The sequence below is a fragment of the Limnofasciculus baicalensis BBK-W-15 genome (genome assembly GCF_024178385.1).
GTDB classification, from domain to species: domain Bacteria; phylum Cyanobacteriota; class Cyanobacteriia; order Cyanobacteriales; family Coleofasciculaceae; genus Limnofasciculus; species Limnofasciculus baicalensis.
On the sequence record NZ_JAMZMM010000138.1, the window covers coordinates 1 to 14,845 of the forward strand.

General features: G+C 40.8%; 21 protein-coding genes. 15 read left to right on the plus strand and 6 right to left on the minus strand.

Features of this window, described 5'->3' with window-relative positions; genetic code table 11:
- Window positions 1-112: 112 nt before the first annotated feature.
- The 4 genes from NJ959_RS14720 (at window position 113) to NJ959_RS14735 (ending at window position 7,316) form a co-directional block, all read left to right on the plus strand.
- Window positions 113-1,204: an alkene reductase gene (locus tag NJ959_RS14720; protein WP_254012507.1), complete on the plus strand. Its 1,092-nt coding sequence runs from the start codon at window positions 113-115 to the stop codon at window positions 1,202-1,204.
- Between the two features lie 231 nt (window positions 1,205-1,435).
- Window positions 1,436-3,448, plus strand: coding sequence for a transketolase (tkt, locus tag NJ959_RS14725; protein WP_254012508.1), 2,013 nt, complete (start codon window positions 1,436-1,438; stop codon window positions 3,446-3,448).
- 196 nt (window positions 3,449-3,644) lie between these two features.
- Window positions 3,645-4,676: an ATP-binding protein gene (locus NJ959_RS14730; RefSeq protein ID WP_254012509.1), complete on the plus strand. Its 1,032-nt coding sequence runs from the start codon at window positions 3,645-3,647 to the stop codon at window positions 4,674-4,676.
- A 30-nt stretch (window positions 4,677-4,706) separates the two neighbouring features.
- Entirely contained in the window at window positions 4,707-7,316 is a 2,610-nt protein-coding gene (locus NJ959_RS14735) for a S8 family peptidase (protein WP_254012510.1), read from the plus strand.
- Window positions 7,317-7,770: 454 nt separating this feature from the next.
- On the opposite strand, the gene NJ959_RS14740 is transcribed toward NJ959_RS14735, so the two are convergent.
- The 3 genes from NJ959_RS14740 to NJ959_RS14750 all read right to left on the minus strand — a co-directional run bounded on the left by NJ959_RS14740 (window position 7,771) and on the right by NJ959_RS14750 (window position 8,524).
- Window positions 7,771-7,962, minus strand: a complete 192-nt coding sequence (locus NJ959_RS14740; RefSeq protein ID WP_254012511.1) for a hypothetical protein — start codon at window positions 7,960-7,962, stop codon at window positions 7,771-7,773.
- A gap of 131 nt (window positions 7,963-8,093) precedes the next feature.
- Complete coding sequence (locus tag NJ959_RS14745; RefSeq protein ID WP_254012512.1) at window positions 8,094-8,243, minus strand: hypothetical protein; 150 nt, start codon at window positions 8,241-8,243, stop codon at window positions 8,094-8,096.
- Window positions 8,240-8,524 (minus strand): hypothetical protein, encoded by a 285-nt coding sequence (locus NJ959_RS14750; protein ID WP_254012513.1) that lies wholly within the window; start codon window positions 8,522-8,524, stop codon window positions 8,240-8,242. Before NJ959_RS14750 ends, NJ959_RS14745 begins: the two co-directional genes overlap by 4 nt.
- Window positions 8,525-8,552: 28 nt before the next feature.
- Between NJ959_RS14750 and NJ959_RS14755 the strand changes: the two genes are divergently transcribed.
- From NJ959_RS14755 to NJ959_RS14790, 8 genes are all read left to right on the plus strand, one after another.
- Window positions 8,553-8,696 (plus strand): hypothetical protein, encoded by a 144-nt coding sequence (locus NJ959_RS14755; RefSeq protein ID WP_254012514.1) that lies wholly within the window; start codon window positions 8,553-8,555, stop codon window positions 8,694-8,696.
- A 199-nt stretch (window positions 8,697-8,895) separates the two neighbouring features.
- Window positions 8,896-9,084, plus strand: a complete 189-nt coding sequence (locus NJ959_RS14760; protein WP_254012515.1) for a hypothetical protein — start codon at window positions 8,896-8,898, stop codon at window positions 9,082-9,084.
- Window positions 9,085-9,319: 235 nt separating this feature from the next.
- Window positions 9,320-9,460 carry a hypothetical protein gene (locus NJ959_RS14765; protein ID WP_254012516.1) on the plus strand — a complete coding sequence of 47 codons (141 nt, stop codon included), beginning with the start codon at window positions 9,320-9,322 and terminating at the stop codon, window positions 9,458-9,460.
- A complete protein-coding gene (locus tag NJ959_RS14770) occupies window positions 9,453-10,139 on the plus strand; it encodes a hypothetical protein (protein WP_254012517.1) in 687 nt (228 codons plus the stop codon). Before NJ959_RS14765 ends, NJ959_RS14770 begins: the two co-directional genes overlap by 8 nt.
- A 35-nt stretch (window positions 10,140-10,174) precedes the next feature.
- Window positions 10,175-10,459 (plus strand): type II toxin-antitoxin system HigB family toxin, encoded by a 285-nt coding sequence (locus NJ959_RS14775; protein ID WP_254012518.1) that lies wholly within the window; start codon window positions 10,175-10,177, stop codon window positions 10,457-10,459.
- Window positions 10,460-10,464: 5 nt separating this feature from the next.
- Window positions 10,465-10,686 carry a hypothetical protein gene (locus NJ959_RS14780; RefSeq protein WP_254012519.1) on the plus strand — a complete coding sequence of 74 codons (222 nt, stop codon included), beginning with the start codon at window positions 10,465-10,467 and terminating at the stop codon, window positions 10,684-10,686.
- On the plus strand, window positions 10,652-10,957 hold the full coding sequence (locus NJ959_RS14785) for a HepT-like ribonuclease domain-containing protein (RefSeq protein ID WP_254012520.1): 306 nt from the start codon (window positions 10,652-10,654) through the stop codon (window positions 10,955-10,957). Before NJ959_RS14780 ends, NJ959_RS14785 begins: the two co-directional genes overlap by 35 nt.
- 71 nt (window positions 10,958-11,028) lie before the next feature.
- Window positions 11,029-12,066, plus strand: coding sequence for a tetratricopeptide repeat protein (locus tag NJ959_RS14790; RefSeq protein WP_254012521.1), 1,038 nt, complete (start codon window positions 11,029-11,031; stop codon window positions 12,064-12,066).
- Between the two features lie 66 nt (window positions 12,067-12,132).
- On the opposite strand, the gene NJ959_RS14795 is transcribed toward NJ959_RS14790, so the two are convergent.
- Window positions 12,133-12,318: a hypothetical protein gene (locus NJ959_RS14795; RefSeq protein WP_254012522.1), complete on the minus strand. Its 186-nt coding sequence runs from the start codon at window positions 12,316-12,318 to the stop codon at window positions 12,133-12,135.
- Window positions 12,319-12,320: 2 nt separating this feature from the next.
- Complete coding sequence (locus tag NJ959_RS14800) at window positions 12,321-12,809, minus strand: type II toxin-antitoxin system VapC family toxin (protein ID WP_254012523.1); 489 nt, start codon at window positions 12,807-12,809, stop codon at window positions 12,321-12,323.
- Window positions 12,810-13,059: 250 nt separating this feature from the next.
- On the opposite strand from NJ959_RS14800, the gene NJ959_RS14805 reads away from it, so the two are divergent.
- The 3 genes from NJ959_RS14805 to NJ959_RS14815 all read left to right on the plus strand — a co-directional run bounded on the left by NJ959_RS14805 (window position 13,060) and on the right by NJ959_RS14815 (window position 14,375).
- Entirely contained in the window at window positions 13,060-13,218 is a 159-nt protein-coding gene (locus NJ959_RS14805) for a hypothetical protein (protein WP_254012524.1), read from the plus strand.
- A 20-nt stretch (window positions 13,219-13,238) separates the two neighbouring features.
- Complete coding sequence (locus NJ959_RS14810) at window positions 13,239-13,943, plus strand: Uma2 family endonuclease (protein WP_254012525.1); 705 nt, start codon at window positions 13,239-13,241, stop codon at window positions 13,941-13,943.
- Window positions 13,944-14,153: 210 nt separating this feature from the next.
- A complete protein-coding gene (locus NJ959_RS14815; protein WP_254012526.1) occupies window positions 14,154-14,375 on the plus strand; it encodes a hypothetical protein in 222 nt (73 codons plus the stop codon).
- 148 nt (window positions 14,376-14,523) lie between these two features.
- Here NJ959_RS14815 and NJ959_RS14820 read toward each other — a convergent pair whose 3' ends face one another.
- Window positions 14,524-14,745 carry a ferredoxin-thioredoxin reductase variable chain gene (locus NJ959_RS14820; protein WP_254012527.1) on the minus strand — a complete coding sequence of 74 codons (222 nt, stop codon included), beginning with the start codon at window positions 14,743-14,745 and terminating at the stop codon, window positions 14,524-14,526.
- Window positions 14,746-14,845: the final 100 nt, after the last annotated feature.

Sequence of the window (14,845 nt, forward strand, 5' to 3'; positions counted from 1 at the left end):
GTAATAATTAATCAATTAATTTTTACGTTTTACTTCTGACTCCTGAATTATACTGTAAAATTCTTTCCCGTTGCCTGGGATAAGATGTCAATTTCAATCAAGATGATAAATTATGAGTTCCAATATCGATCTGTTTTCCCCCTTTCAGTTAGGCGAAAATTTACTGCCAAATCGCATTATTATGGCACCGATGACACGCCTCCGTGCCATAGATTCTATCCCAACTCCATTAATGGCGAAATACTATGCCCAAAGAGCAACCGCCGGGTTAATTATTACTGAATGTACGATGGTTTCTCCCCTAAGTAATGGGTATATGAACTGTCCGGGTATTTATAGCCATCAGCAGATAGCAGGTTGGCAAAAAGTTACTGAAGCTGTTCATAGAGAAGGTGGTAAAATTTTTCTGCAATTGTGGCATAGCGGACGAGTAAGCCATTCATCATTATTACATGGAGAAATGCCTGTTGCACCTAGTGCGATCGCAGCTATTGGTAGTCTACATACACCGATTGGTAAAGTCAATTTAGAAGTGCCTCGTCCTTTGGCAACTGAGGAAATTCCGGAAATTGTCCAGCAATTTCGTCAAGGTGCAGAAAATGCCAAGGAAGCGGGGTTTGATGGTGTGGAGTTACACGGTGCTTTTGGCTATTTAATCGATCAATTTCTGCAAGATGGGGCTAATCAGCGGACAGATGAATATGGGGGTTCCATTGAAAATCGAGCGCGATTTCTATTAGAGGTGATGACAGGTGTAACTGAGGTTTGGGGTGGAAATAGAGTGGGAATTAAGCTTTCCCCCAGTAATACATTTTATGGTATGTTTGACTCTAATCCCCAATCGACATTCGGATATGTTTTAGCAGCGCTTAATCCTTATAACTTGGCTTATGTTCATTTGATGGAACCCAATGAAATCGATCTAGCTAGTCGAGAAGTTTTACACCCAGTATTGCCTATTTTTCGCTCGATTTATCAAGGTGCGATCGTGACTAATGGTGGTTATAATAAGGTTACCGGAAATGATGCGATCGATTCTGGTCAAGCTGAGTTAGTATCTTTTGGTAAACCATTTATTGCTAATCCGGATTTGCCGAAAAGATTTGCACTAGATGCGCATTTAAATGAAGCTAATCCCAAAACATTTTATGGTCAAGGTCCTGAAGGGGCAGAAATCGGATACACGGATTATCCTGCACTTTAGTCTGAGAAAGTGTAATTGGTATGGAATCTAGCAGCGCGATGCCCGGTTTGGGCGAAGCCATCCCAATTTGTCGTGACTGAGACATCCCCTTCACCTTTCCCCTTCCCCCTTGCTCATCGATCCCGCTAATGAGATGATGAGGATGTAGCCTTGGGACAGGATTAAACCTGGCTCGATCTGACACAAATTTTCCATTAAACCCTAGTTTCCTAGAGTCCTTACCATAAAATTATGCCCGTTGCAACCCAATCTCTCGAAGAACTTTGTATTAATTCCATCCGCTTTCTAGCCATTGATGCGGTACAGAAAGCCAACTCCGGTCATCCAGGGCTGCCAATGGGTGCGGCACCTATGGCATTCGTGCTGTGGGACCGTTTTATGCAGTTTAACCCAAAAAATCCTAAGTGGTTTAACCGCGATCGCTTCGTCTTGTCTGCTGGCCACGGCTGTATGTTACAGTACGCCCTACTTCACCTCACAGGTTACGATAGCGTTACATTAGATGATATTAAGCAATTCCGCCAGTGGGGTTCCAAAACTCCTGGACACCCAGAAAACTTTGAAACTCCTGGGGTAGAAGTGACCACAGGTCCTTTGGGACAAGGTATTGCTAATGGTGTTGGGTTAGCAATGGCAGAAGCACACCTTGCCGCGAGATTCAATAAGCCCGATGCTACATTAGTTGACCATTACACCTATGTGATTTTAGGTGATGGTTGCAATATGGAAGGAGTTTCTGGTGAAGCTTGTTCTCTGGCTGGACATTTGGGATTGGGTAAATTAATTGCCCTCTATGATGATAATCATATTTCCATTGATGGTTCCACCGATGTTTCTTTTACCGAAGATGTCAGCAAGCGGTTTGAAGCTTACGGTTGGCATGTTTTACATGTGGAAAATGGTAACGATGATTTAGAAGCTATTGCTAAAGCTATCGCCGAAGCTAAAGCCGTCACCGATAAACCTTCCATGATTAAGGTGACAACAACTATCGGTTTTGGTTCACCTAATAAAGCTGGCAGTGCCGGGGTTCACGGTGCCGCATTAGGTAAAGATGAAGTTAAACTCACCCGCGATAATTTGGGTTGGACATATCCAGAATTTGAAGTACCCGCTGATGCCCTCAATCACATGCGGAAAGCTGTAACACGAGGCGCAGAAGCAGAAGCAGCATGGGATAAAATCTGGGCTGATTATCAAGCCAAGTATCCCGAAGAAGCTACCCTTTTAGCGCGGATGATAAGTGGTAAATTGCCAGAAGGATGGGCAGATGCACTGCCAGTATATACTCCTGCTGATAAGCCATTAGCTACTCGCCAAACTTCCGAAAAAACTCTCAACGCTTTAGCCACAGTTTTACCAGAATTAATTGGTGGTTCCGCTGACTTAACCCACTCCAACTTAACCTTCTTAAAAGTATCTGGTAGCTTCCAAAAAGGAGCCTACGAAAACCGTAACCTCCGCTTTGGCGTGCGGGAACATGGGATGGGTGCTATTTGTAATGGCATCGCTTTACACAGTACCGGATTAATTCCCTACTGCGCTACCTTCTTGGTATTTGCTGACTATATGCGGGCAGCAATTCGCTTATCAGCATTAGCCGAAGCTGGAGTTATCTATGTCATGACTCATGACTCCGTTGGTTTAGGTGAAGATGGACCAACTCACCAACCTGTGGAAACTATAGCATCTCTGAGGGCAATTCCTAATCTATTAGTAATTCGCCCCGCAGATGGGAATGAAACTTCTGGCGCTTACAAGGTAGCGATTGAAGCTGCTAATCACAATCGTCCTACTTTAATGGCATTTTCCCGCCAAGCTTTACCTCAATTAGAAGGTAGCAGTATTGACGCTGTGACGAAGGGTGCTTACATTCTTTCTGATTGTGCAGGGACACCGGATATTATCCTGATGGGTACTGGTAGTGAAACTCCTCTCTGTGTGGATGCAGCAGCAAAATTAACCGCTGAAGGAACAAAAGTTCGCGTGGTTTCTATGCCTTGCTGGGAACTATTTGATGAGCAAGATGCAGCCTATCGCGAATCTGTATTACCGAAAGCTGTTACCAAACGTTTAGCTGTAGAAGCCGCTGCTCGTTTTGGTTGGGATCGTTATCTTGGTAGCGAGGGTGATATGGTAAGTATCGATCGCTTTGGTGTTTCTGCACCTGGTCCTTTGGCGATGGAGAAGTTTGGCTACACTGTTGATAATGTGGTGGCTAAGGCTAAGGCTTTGTTGGGATAGGAACCCAATCGCAGTAAGTTCACTCTAATAAGTTGACTGTAATGAGAGAGGCTCTCTATTTTTAGAGAGCCTTTTCAAGTTACAGGCAATAGCAACGTAGTAGGGAGTTTACGAAGGTCAGTGAATGGAGCAATTTTCCAGATCAAATGTACTATAATAGTAATAGGGAAATATTACCCTTATACTGAGAGGGGCTATGAAAGGAGAGCTTCTCAAGAGACTATTTAGAGCGATCGCCAGTTCGGACACAGAGGCGATTGACAAACTCGCATACCTAGTCATTGAGGAAGAGCGTAGGAAGGGACACATTCTCCTAGCGGATCAGTTAGAGAATATTACTAAAAAGAATAAGAAAGAGAATCCTACTAACCACAGCCAACCAGTTTCTGATACTGTTAACGTCACTAAATTAGCTCTATCTAAATCAGAGAACTTACAGACTCTCAGTGAACTACCAACAAGTAAGCGATTCAATCTTCCTTTGGTTAGTATTATACCAAGGGAAAAATTAAGTCATCACATGGTACTACCTGAGATAGTTGAAAAACGTTTCCAGAGAATTGAGCGCGAGTATGCAGCAAGAGATAGACTAGCTCATCATGGCTTGCGCTACAGACAAAAAATTCTTCTATATGGTTCTCCCGGTTGTGGAAAAACTTTGGGCGCACAACGTTTAGCTTGGAACACAGGTTTACCTCTGCTTAAAGTTCGTTTTGATGCCATGGTATCGTCTTTTTTAGGTGAAACTGCAAGCAATTTAAGGCTAGTATTTGAGAAAGCCACTGCCGAACCCTGTTTATTGTTCTTGGATGAATGCGACTCTATTGCTAAGTCACGGGAGGATAATCAGGAAGTAGGAGAAATCAAACGAGTAGTTAACACGTTTCTCCAAATTTTAGACGAGTACGAGTCTTCTTCTGGTCTTTTAGTAGCAGCGACAAACCTAAATAAATCTCTGGATACCGCGCTTTGGAGAAGGTTTGATGACTTGATTGAAGTACCGCTACCGGGAGAAAAGGAGTTAGGATTTATAGTAAAGCAGACTCTAGGAGCAATTGAAGTTGGCTCTATCGACTGGTCGCGGATTATTAAACAGATGAGTGGTTTCTCAGCGGCTCAAGCTGTGAGAGTGGCACAAGATGCTGCTAAACGAGCGATTCTTGAGCGAGAAGAGTTAGTAATTCAAGAGCATTTAGAAGAAGCTATTGCAGAAATCAAGATTTATTAGAATCAATCATTTGCTTGTTATAAAAACTAAATGGTAAAAAGTTCTGACCAGTTTCCACATATCCAGCTTAAGCTGAAAACACAGGGAATTGCGGCATCTCCTCCACCAGCTTCCAGAAAACAAAATCCTCAAACAGCTAAAAATTTGAGCGATAGATGGGGACATGGAAGAAAGTTAAGGAGTTCCATAGACTCCCTTGTCTCCTATTGGCAAGATATCCAAGAACAACGAGAGGAAGAAGGCAAACCTCCACTTCCTGAAAAAGCTAAACCGATCATTTTACAAATAGATCCTAATGCTTTCGATGCTGACGATCTAAGAAAATATGGTATTGAGGTAATTTCTGAAGTAGAAAATGGATATATTATTGGCGCTTCTGCCAACGATCCAGAATTTAGTGAATTACAAAAAAAACTTGATAAATTTATTCAGCAAGAACGAGGAGGCAATAAAATTGCCGAAATCTGGGATATTCTTGATGGGAGTAAGCGTCCAGAATATATTTTATCCCCTGAATTACTCAATGAATGGGATAAAATTAGAGATGAGCAAATTTACAGGGTAGATGTAGGAATTGCCTGTATAGGCACTAAGTCACAATTACCTAATTGCCCAAAACGTAACGATGAAGAGAATGATGAAAAATATACTAAGCGAATTAATACTTGGATAAACAAACGCGATATAACATACCAGGAATGGGATAGTTTAAAATCAACAAGAGAAGATGAATTAACAAATTTTGTCAATCTCTATCAAGGAGATGTTATCAATATAGTTGATGGCAGTATTCCTAGATCTGCTGAATTATCAGATAGTTTCTCTTGCCGAATCCAAATCTCAGGCAAAGGATTAAAAGATTTAGTTTTCAATTTCCCATATATTTTTGATGTCAGCGAACCAGATGAATTTGCTGAAATTATTCAGCGGCAAGGTTTATCTGATCGTGAAGAGCCGTCTTTTACTTTAGAACCACCAGAACCAAACGCTCCCAAGGTATGTGTTATTGATAGTGGGATTCAAGAGAGACATTCTCTGTTAAAAGCGGCTATTGATTCAGAAAATTCAAGATCTTGGATTCCTGGAGAAAATGATAAAACGGCTGACTACGTTAGCAATGGTGGACATGGAACCAGAGTAGCTGGTGCAGTACTGTATCCCAGCACGATACCTCGAAGTGGAAAGGAAAAAGCAGTTTGCTGGCTTCAAAATGCCAGAGTTCTTGATGCAAACTCTAAACTATCTAAACAATTATTCCCACCTAATCTTCTGGGAGATATTGTGGGATTTTACCATAGTAAAACAGGAACGAGAATTTTTAATCATTCGATTACTGGATCTGTTCCCTGTCGAACCCAATACATGAGTGCGTGGGCTGCTGCTATCGATCAACTGACATGGAACAATGATATCCTCTTTATAGTAGCTGCTGGCAACTTACCTTTAAATCATAAGATAGGATTTACAAGATTATCAGTCAGAGATCATCTTGTAGCCAATCGAGTCTATCCAGATTATCTTTTAGAAGATTCCTGTAGAGTTGCAAATCCGGCACAAAGTTTTCAATCTTTAACGGTTGGCTCAATTGCTCTAAATTCTGCCAATGTATCACCTTGGTTCTCAATAGGACAAAAGGATCGAGTATCTGCATTTTCCTGCTGTGGATTGGGAATTTGGGAAACAATTAAACCAGAAGTAGTTGAATATGGTGGATATTTGGCTCAAGATGGAGGTGTGCCACCAAATATTACCTATCCTAAAGATTTATGTCCTGAATTAGTGCGATCAACTCTCAATGGTGGCCCAGCGATCGCCTCTGATGCAGTTGGCACATCATTTGCCGCACCAAAAGTTAGTCACATTGCAGCTTGTTTAGCTGGTGAGCTACCTGATGAAAGCTGCCTTTTGTATCGGGCTTTAATAGTTCAGTCCGCTAGATGGCCAGAGTGGACAAAACCAGATAATGTGGATAAACTCCACGTTCTTCGTCAGATAGGTTATGGTATTCCCAATCTCGATCGCGCTTTAGGTAATGCACCAAATCGGATCACTTTGATTACGAGAGGAGAACAGCATATTAAAGCTAGACAAGCTCATATTTACCAAGTAAAATTGCCAGAAAAACTACGATCTCAAGGAGAAGAGTTAGAGATTCTGCTGGAAGTTACTCTTTCATACAAAGCTCAACCCCGTCGAACGAGAAGGAATCGAAGAAAATATTTATCAACCTGGCTCGATTGGGATTGTAGTAAAAGAGGAGAAGATCCAGAACGATTTCTGGCAAGAACTTTGGCTAAATATGATGCTCCAGAGAATAGCGATAAAGGAGAAAGTATTTTTAAGTGGATGTTAGGTAAACAAAATAATTATGGAAAAATCAAGGAGGTATCTAGAAGTACAGGAACTCTTCAAAAAGATTGGACTGTTGTTAAGTCATTTGAATTAACAGAAGCTTTCTGCATTGCAATAGTTGGACATGAAGGCTGGAACAACGAGCCGGAAGCTACAGTACCATACTCTTTATTGGTGAGTTTTGAGGCTGTAGAAGCTAATATTCCAATTTATGCTGCACTTGTCGAAGCTCAAATAGAATTAGTGGTTGAGCAGGAAGTAGAGATTCAAGCACTTGGGGGTAGTTGATGCGATCGCTTTGGTGTTTCTGCACCTGGTCCTTTGGCGATGGAGAAGTTTGGCTACACTGTTGATAATGTGGTGGCTAAGGCTAAGGCTTTGTTGGGATAGTATATTAGTTTAATTTGTTTTGGTGGGGTATTTTTTTTTACCTTTTTTTGTTTATAATGGGTTGGGAGATTTTTTTTAACGCAAAGGTGGCTCTTCGCTACACTACGTGAACACAAAGGTTAGCGCGAAGGTGGCGCTTCGCTACACTACGTGAACGCAAAGGGTTTTTTGAGGGATGTTGGTGATTTATGAGGTGAGTGGGAGGAGGAGGAGAATATCTGAGGAATAATCATGTAATTTAGTTTGAATACTTCTTTCAAATATGGCTAGTAAAAGGATGAAAAAATATGAGTATTATATCTTTTCAAGAAATTATAGATTCTGTTGAGAAACTCTCTCTTGACGATCAAGATCATTTGTTTGATCTAATCAAAAAAAGAAGAGCTGATTTCAATTGAGCCAACGCACTTCGGGCAATCTGTGCATCTTCTAAATCTTCCAGCCATGCAATCAGGATTTCCCAATTTTCAGCATCCAGAAGTGCAAGGTGCTTGCCTTTGACTGTGACAAACTTGACAGATTCTAGGATTTCTAATCCGGTCATATAATTACCTTGGCGATATCGCGCCAGTATATAGTATTTTTATTTGATATACTCCCCAGCGTTGAAGTACTTGAGTATTAGCAACTTAACCGAGAAAGTTGGCGATATTGCGCCAGTATATATTGAGTATATCATTCTTCAGCACCGCCTTTAGCTACTGGTTTCCAGCGATCAACTTGCAGAAAACCCATGATATAGTCCTGATGGCTTAAACAATACTCACAGCGTCCACCAGCCCTTTCTCTTACTCTTTGGCGGATAGTTTCTGAAAGGTTACTCATCCTGGTAATGGAGTTTTCAATTTACGCCGCACTGCTTCCGCTAATCCTTCTGATTTACGCAGTTGTCCCATCTGATAAATTTGTAACATTGCCAGCAATTCATAACTTTCTGCTTCTGTCAGCCCCGTCATTTTTCCTTTAGCTTGCAATTCGCTAATTCGCTGATTTTGCTTACCATCCATTTTGGTATTAGCTAACATCAATACTTCTGAATCTGAAAGGCTTGTTACTGGTTTAGATAGCTGGCTATTCGGTAAATTTTCCCAAGTCAGCCACAGCATTTCTATAGTATCAGCGAATCCTTAAATTGTGAGCAAACCTCATATTGAAATTAAAACTCGTTATCTTGATGCTGGAGATGCACGATCTATAATTGAGAAAGGAACGATTATCGGAATTGTGACAGCCGCCAAGATTTCTAAACCTGCTAAAAAACTCCTACGAGGATTTTAATCCCTCCAGGATTTCACAACCCTCGCAGGCGGGTTATATGATGATTCAGTCCTGCGATCGCAGGATGACCTAGTTGTAGCTCATAATAGAATGTAGGGAATCAATCCGATAGTAGTGTAAGCAGTTTAGCAGTGGCGTTTTTTTGATGAGCTATGCCATAATTAATAAGAGCAGAGATGACAAACCATTAATCAGAACTATGGCAACCATTACGATTCAAGTTGATGAAGATCTTAAAAAGACGTTTGAAGGGTCTAATTCTGAGATACAGAAACAGTTAATTTCTATTATTCAATTGTTTTTGAGAGAAAAATTACACAATAAAACTTTAACTGAGGTAATGGCAGAAATTTTCGATAGGGCACAACAAAGAGGTTTGAGATCATAAAATTTGCAAGAAACTATTGCGGATGACAATAAAAAAAAACAATTGTAATCTTTAGATCAAATTATATGGAAGCTGAACAAAAAAAATGAACTCAGTGCCATTGCTTCTCCAGAAGAGCAAGCGAAAGTTGATGAATTAATAGTTTCAATAACTGCTATTTTAGAAGAACAAATTACACCACCAGAAGCACAAGATACAGCTAAGTTACAACAGGAAATATTTGACCAGGTTATCAATGGCTACTCAACTCCAACCCCAACCCCAAATTCATCTCCAACAGAATCTTCAAGCCATGGTACACGCCTATATTATCCCTTATCCCCATCCCCATAATGGCTCGATTGCTAATTCATTAAATGGAGGATTTTATGTTTAAAATTAATAAATTATTTAACCAATATCACCCATATCGAGAAGCTTTGCATACTCTAATGTACAGCTATCCCAATGGATTATCAGCTAGTGAAATAAGTGATAAGTTAGGAATATCAGAAACAGAGTGCGATCGCTTACTGAAAATTGAGCAAATCCGAGATGCTGTTGATGCAGATCCATTCACTGGTACTTTAATCTTCAAATCTAAAAGAACGAATCAACCTAAGTACTCTGTAGAACAAGCGCTAAAAATGGCACATCGCTACAAAATTTTACTAGGGATAAAGATTGGTGCTGCTCTTCTGTCAGCAAGTTTGATCAGTTTTACACTTATTTCTATACCACTGAATATATCTCTATCTTTTGGAACGCCTAACAGACAAAGCCAACCGTCTAAAAGTTGGGGTAATAGTCAAAATACAGAAGACTTAATTAAAGCCCGTGTGGAGGCAGAATTAGCAGCACAAAAGCGACAAGAACTGGAAAATGAGAAAAACGATCTAAACAAACGTATAACACATCTGGAAGCTCTCGTGGATAAAGCGCAGTGTAGTAAATACTGGATTAAAAATCAAACCTGTTATATGGAAGGACGTTTGCTAAATCAAGCCGAATTTGAAAGAGAAATAGCCCAAATTAAATTAGAAGTTAGTAAAATCAATGAAATCCTCAGTTTTTAACTTATCCTAAGAAGGGAATATCCCTCAGTTTCATTATGCACGTCATCACTCGTAAACGTCTCAATGAATTTGCGATAAAGTACCCTGACATAAAAAGTGCATTAGCTCGTTGGTATCAAATTGTCAAAGCAGGTACGTTTCATTCTTTTTCTGAACTCCGCAGGGAATTCCCCAGTGCAGATCGAGTTGGTAATCTCACTGTATTCAATATTGGCGGTAACAAAATTCGGTTGATTGCCGCAATTCACTATAATCGACAAAAGCTTTATATTCGAGCCGTGCTTACCCATGCAGAGTACGATCAAGGGAAATGGAGGTAGTTAAGATGTTAAGCATTGCAGAAACCAAAAAATTGTGGCAACCCCTTGCCCATCGGTTAGTCATCCCCCGCGATGAAGCCAGTTATCAACAGCTTGTGGAATGGCTAGATCAACTAATTGATGAAGTGGGCGAAGTTGAACAACATCCTCTCGCTTCACTCATGGATATTCTTGGTGTCTTAATCGAGCATTATGAAAATAAGCATATTCCTGAACTCGAAGACTGATGGTTTACCTAAAAGAGAGGCATTTCTCAGCGATGATAAAACTCAGTCAGCGATTGTATTTCAACTGATAATTATTGGTGAAGCTGTTAAAGGTCTTTCCCTAGAACTTCGGACTCAACATCCAGAGATTCCCTGGTCACTTATTGCGAGAATGCGGGACAATCTGATTCATGGATACGATGACATTGATTTGGATGAAGTCTGGAAAACTTCAGATGAAGATATCCCAGGACTCCTAGCTAGCTTAGAACCGCTAGTGCTACAGGAATAAAGCTACTACATCTAACCTGATAAAATTGAAATCGATGGAGAAGAAAAAAATGTAACAAGTTTGTAACTAACATGACAGATCCAAAAGCTGTTAAATTTATTTTCCAACAGGGTGTACGCTGTTTAGAATCTCAAGATTTTGCCTCAGCAGTGGCACTTTTTGACGATGTGGTGAAGTTAACTCCTGACAATGCTGATGCTTGGTTTTATCGAGGCTCGATCCTGGGACATTTACAACGATATCCTGAGTCGATTGATAGTTTTAATGGTGCGATTGCCCTCGATCCTAATAATACTAAATTCTGGTTTCACCGAGGTACGACATTAGCGAGTTGGGGCAAATATAAAGAGGCGATCGCAAATTTCGATCTAGTTTTAGAAAGTGAACCACATAATTATCAAGTTTGGGATAGCAGAGGTAATTCATTGATCGGCTTAAACCTGAATGAAGAAGCGATTGCTAGTTACGATCGAGCATTAGAATTAAATCCAGATTTTTACATGGCTTGGAATAATCGGGGCAAAGCATTAACTAACTTAAGTCGTTGGGAAGCCGGACTACAAAGTTACGATCGATCCATAAAAATCAAACCAGATTGTCCAGAGATTTGGTATAATCGTGCCTGTCTATTGATGAGAGCAGGGCAATTAAAGCAAGCATTTGCAAGTTATAACAAAGCGATAAAAATCGATCAAGCTCATGTGCCTAGTTGGATTAATAAAGGTATTACACTTTCCAAATTAGGTCAAGATAAAGAATCATTAATCGCTTTTGAAAAAGCCCTGGAATTTGCTCCCAATGAAAGTTCTGCTTGGAATAATCGGGGATTAACGCTGCGGCGATTAGGGCGCATACCAGAAGCGATCGCAAGTTTTGAGAAGTCGTTGAAATTTAAGCCTGACGATGGAGATGCTTTTTATAACAAAGCTTGTTGCTATGTTTTATTAGATCAGGTAGATCTAGCTATAAAAAACTTGCAACAATCCATTAAGATCGATCCTGATGAGTATCTAAATTCAGCAATAAATGACTCAGATTTTGACGCAATTCGACAAGATAATCGGTTTCAAGAAATAATTCACTCAGTCAGAAGAGGAGATCTCAAGTAATGGCAGAACAATTACGCTCCCATTCAGACAAAGAGTGCGATCGCCGATCGATAAAAAAATAATGCTTTACCTTGCAGTTGGGTGCATTTCAGTGTTAGCCCAGCGCTTGATTGGGAGTTTTACAACTTTGCGCCCGCTAGCAATTTGCTTCTTTCGCAAATCCTCAAATATTGCCTTGAGGTCATAGTTAAAGGATTTTGCGTATTCTTCTCTGTACTTGTGGATCTCTTCCAAAATTGGGTCTTTGTACATCGCTACTCTCCTAGAGGATCGATTGTCATGAACTCGTAAGGCGTACAAACAAATGGTAGCTTATATCCAAGAGCGCGGCTAATGTCTGATAATTTTCGTTGGATCTGAGAATTTGCCATGTGCTTGCAATTCCAGGTTAGCAAGTAGTCTAAGCCATAAACTGTTGCCAGTGCCATGTGTAAAGCATCGTTGGAGGCTTTAGATGGTAGGTTACTCTGCCGTAGAAATTCTTGTGCGAGATCGGTGGCTTCTTCGGTTAAATCTAGGAAGGTTAAAGATTGTAACAGATTCAGTCGTTGAGACGCGATCTTTGGATCTCCCATTGCTGCTTCATCTTCAACAACTTCTGAGGTATAAAGTACCAGCGAGCTACTGTACTCATCCCACCAGTCTTGAGTGATTTTGATGTTGGCTGCAACAATTAGATTGTCTGTCGATCGAGCCGTAAGGTAGCCGAGAATGCTAGTTTCAATGTAAACCGTTTCATTCATGTGGTTCGGTGCGCGATGGAGAACACTTCATCATGCCATAAAACACGATGCTTTACGGGTCTCTAAAGCATCCTCCGATCGGCGGTTTTACTACTCCAAATCTCTATACAAAAATAGGGTATGTTATGTTTTTATAACACACCCTCACAAAATTAAGTGAAGTGCGATCGCAACTCGTAACTTAGTAAAGCCCCTTCGAGCGCTGTTAAAGATAGGGATTAGATATAGTTAATCCATTAGTACGGAAATTGTGCAGAAAATTCCTCCGCAATTCCGACTATTGCGATCGCTCCTTTATTTACAGCAAGATGGCTTTATGGTAGAAACAGTAGGGATTACGAAAGCGATTACTAACATGGCTGATACTTGTCAACAAAAGCGCTTAAATTTGCTAAAATTTAAACCTTAGTAGCAGAGGGATTTACAGGTATGGTACAAGAACTGCGATCGCCCTTAGAGTATGCAACACTTCCCAAATCCTCCATCTCTGAGGCAATCATTTACCCCGACAGCGACGGTGAACCGATGTCAGATAACACCAAACAGTTTGATGCAATTGTTGAAATCAAGTTAAACCTAGAGTGGTTGTTTGCTGACAACCACAATGTATTTATCGCAGGGGATCTGCTTTGGTATGGCGTTGAGGGAGACAATACCATCTGCAAAGCTCCCGATGTCATGGTAGTATTTGGCAGACCCAAGGGAGATCGGGGTTCCTACAAACAGTGGCTAGAAGATAATATTGCCCCGCAGGTAGTCTTTGAAATCCTCTCTCCTGGCAACACTTTTAAGGAGATGCGACAGAAGTTCAGATTCTACGAAAAGCATGGGGTAGAAGAATATTACTTGTATGACCCAGATGATGTAGAATTGACAGGTTGGCAACGTGTTGAAGCCCACCTCCAGGAAATTTCACCGATTCAAGGTTGGGTGAGTCCCAGACTAGGAGTCCGGTTTGAACTATCAACAGAAAAACTAGAAATTTACAGACCTGATGGACAGAAGTTTACGACTTTCGTAGAACTAGCTCAAAGGGCAGAACAAGCAGAAACCCAACTGGAAATGGAACGGAGGCGATCCCAAGCAATGGCAGAACAATTACGATCTCTCGGAATTAACCCAGAACAACTTTAGGAAAATTCATTAAAAGTGTTGAAGAAATTGAGAAGAGTTTACCCAATTATAGATAACGACATTTATTATTGAGTCAGGATTTTAACAAATCCTGTCATTGGCTAAACTACCCCACTCCCCCGAATAGTTCTCAGTTTTGAGTTTTGAATTAAAACTTAAAACTCAAAACTCAAAACTCAAAACTCTCTTTCCCACTCCCCATTCCCCACCATGCTAGAAGGATTCCAACAAATTTTTCCCGCCCCGCCGCCACCAGCGGATATTTTCGCTACCTATCAAATTACTCATCAATTTTATCGAGAAGCCCAAGCGCGACAGGAATTTCAATCCTACTGTGAGTGGTATCGCCAAACAGCCAAACTTCACCAAGAAGAATTGGCAAAAATGCAAGGAGATATTAACCTATTTGGTTGGTTTTGTCGCCGTCGATAGTAATACAACTTCACAAAAGACTATAGTTGACCGTTAGCTGTTCGTAATCAACAGTAAACGGTCAACTAAAAAAGGATCTAACTGTATATATCGATTCCCGCCTATCTTCACAAGCTAGATATTTTGATATTGAGGAGATTCTAAGCGCTCACACAAGTTCCACCTCATCATCACGGAAATGAGCGCGAAATTTTTTATCGAACTGAACTAGCACTGGCAAATTGGCACTCACGGGTCTTCCGTGCCACTCGACAACGATTCCAGTCACTTCTCCATCGAGACCTTTGATATCAAAAGCCTCGTTGCGGTGGGCAGGATGGTGGTAAACCATCACAGAATTTTTCACTCTAACGCGATCGCCAACTTTCATATAAAAGTTCTTTTCTCTCCAACAGCCTGAACTGACCAGGCAATCCTCAACTATTCTTGCACAGAGCGTGTTTATTGTTAATGGGGAATGGGGAATGGGG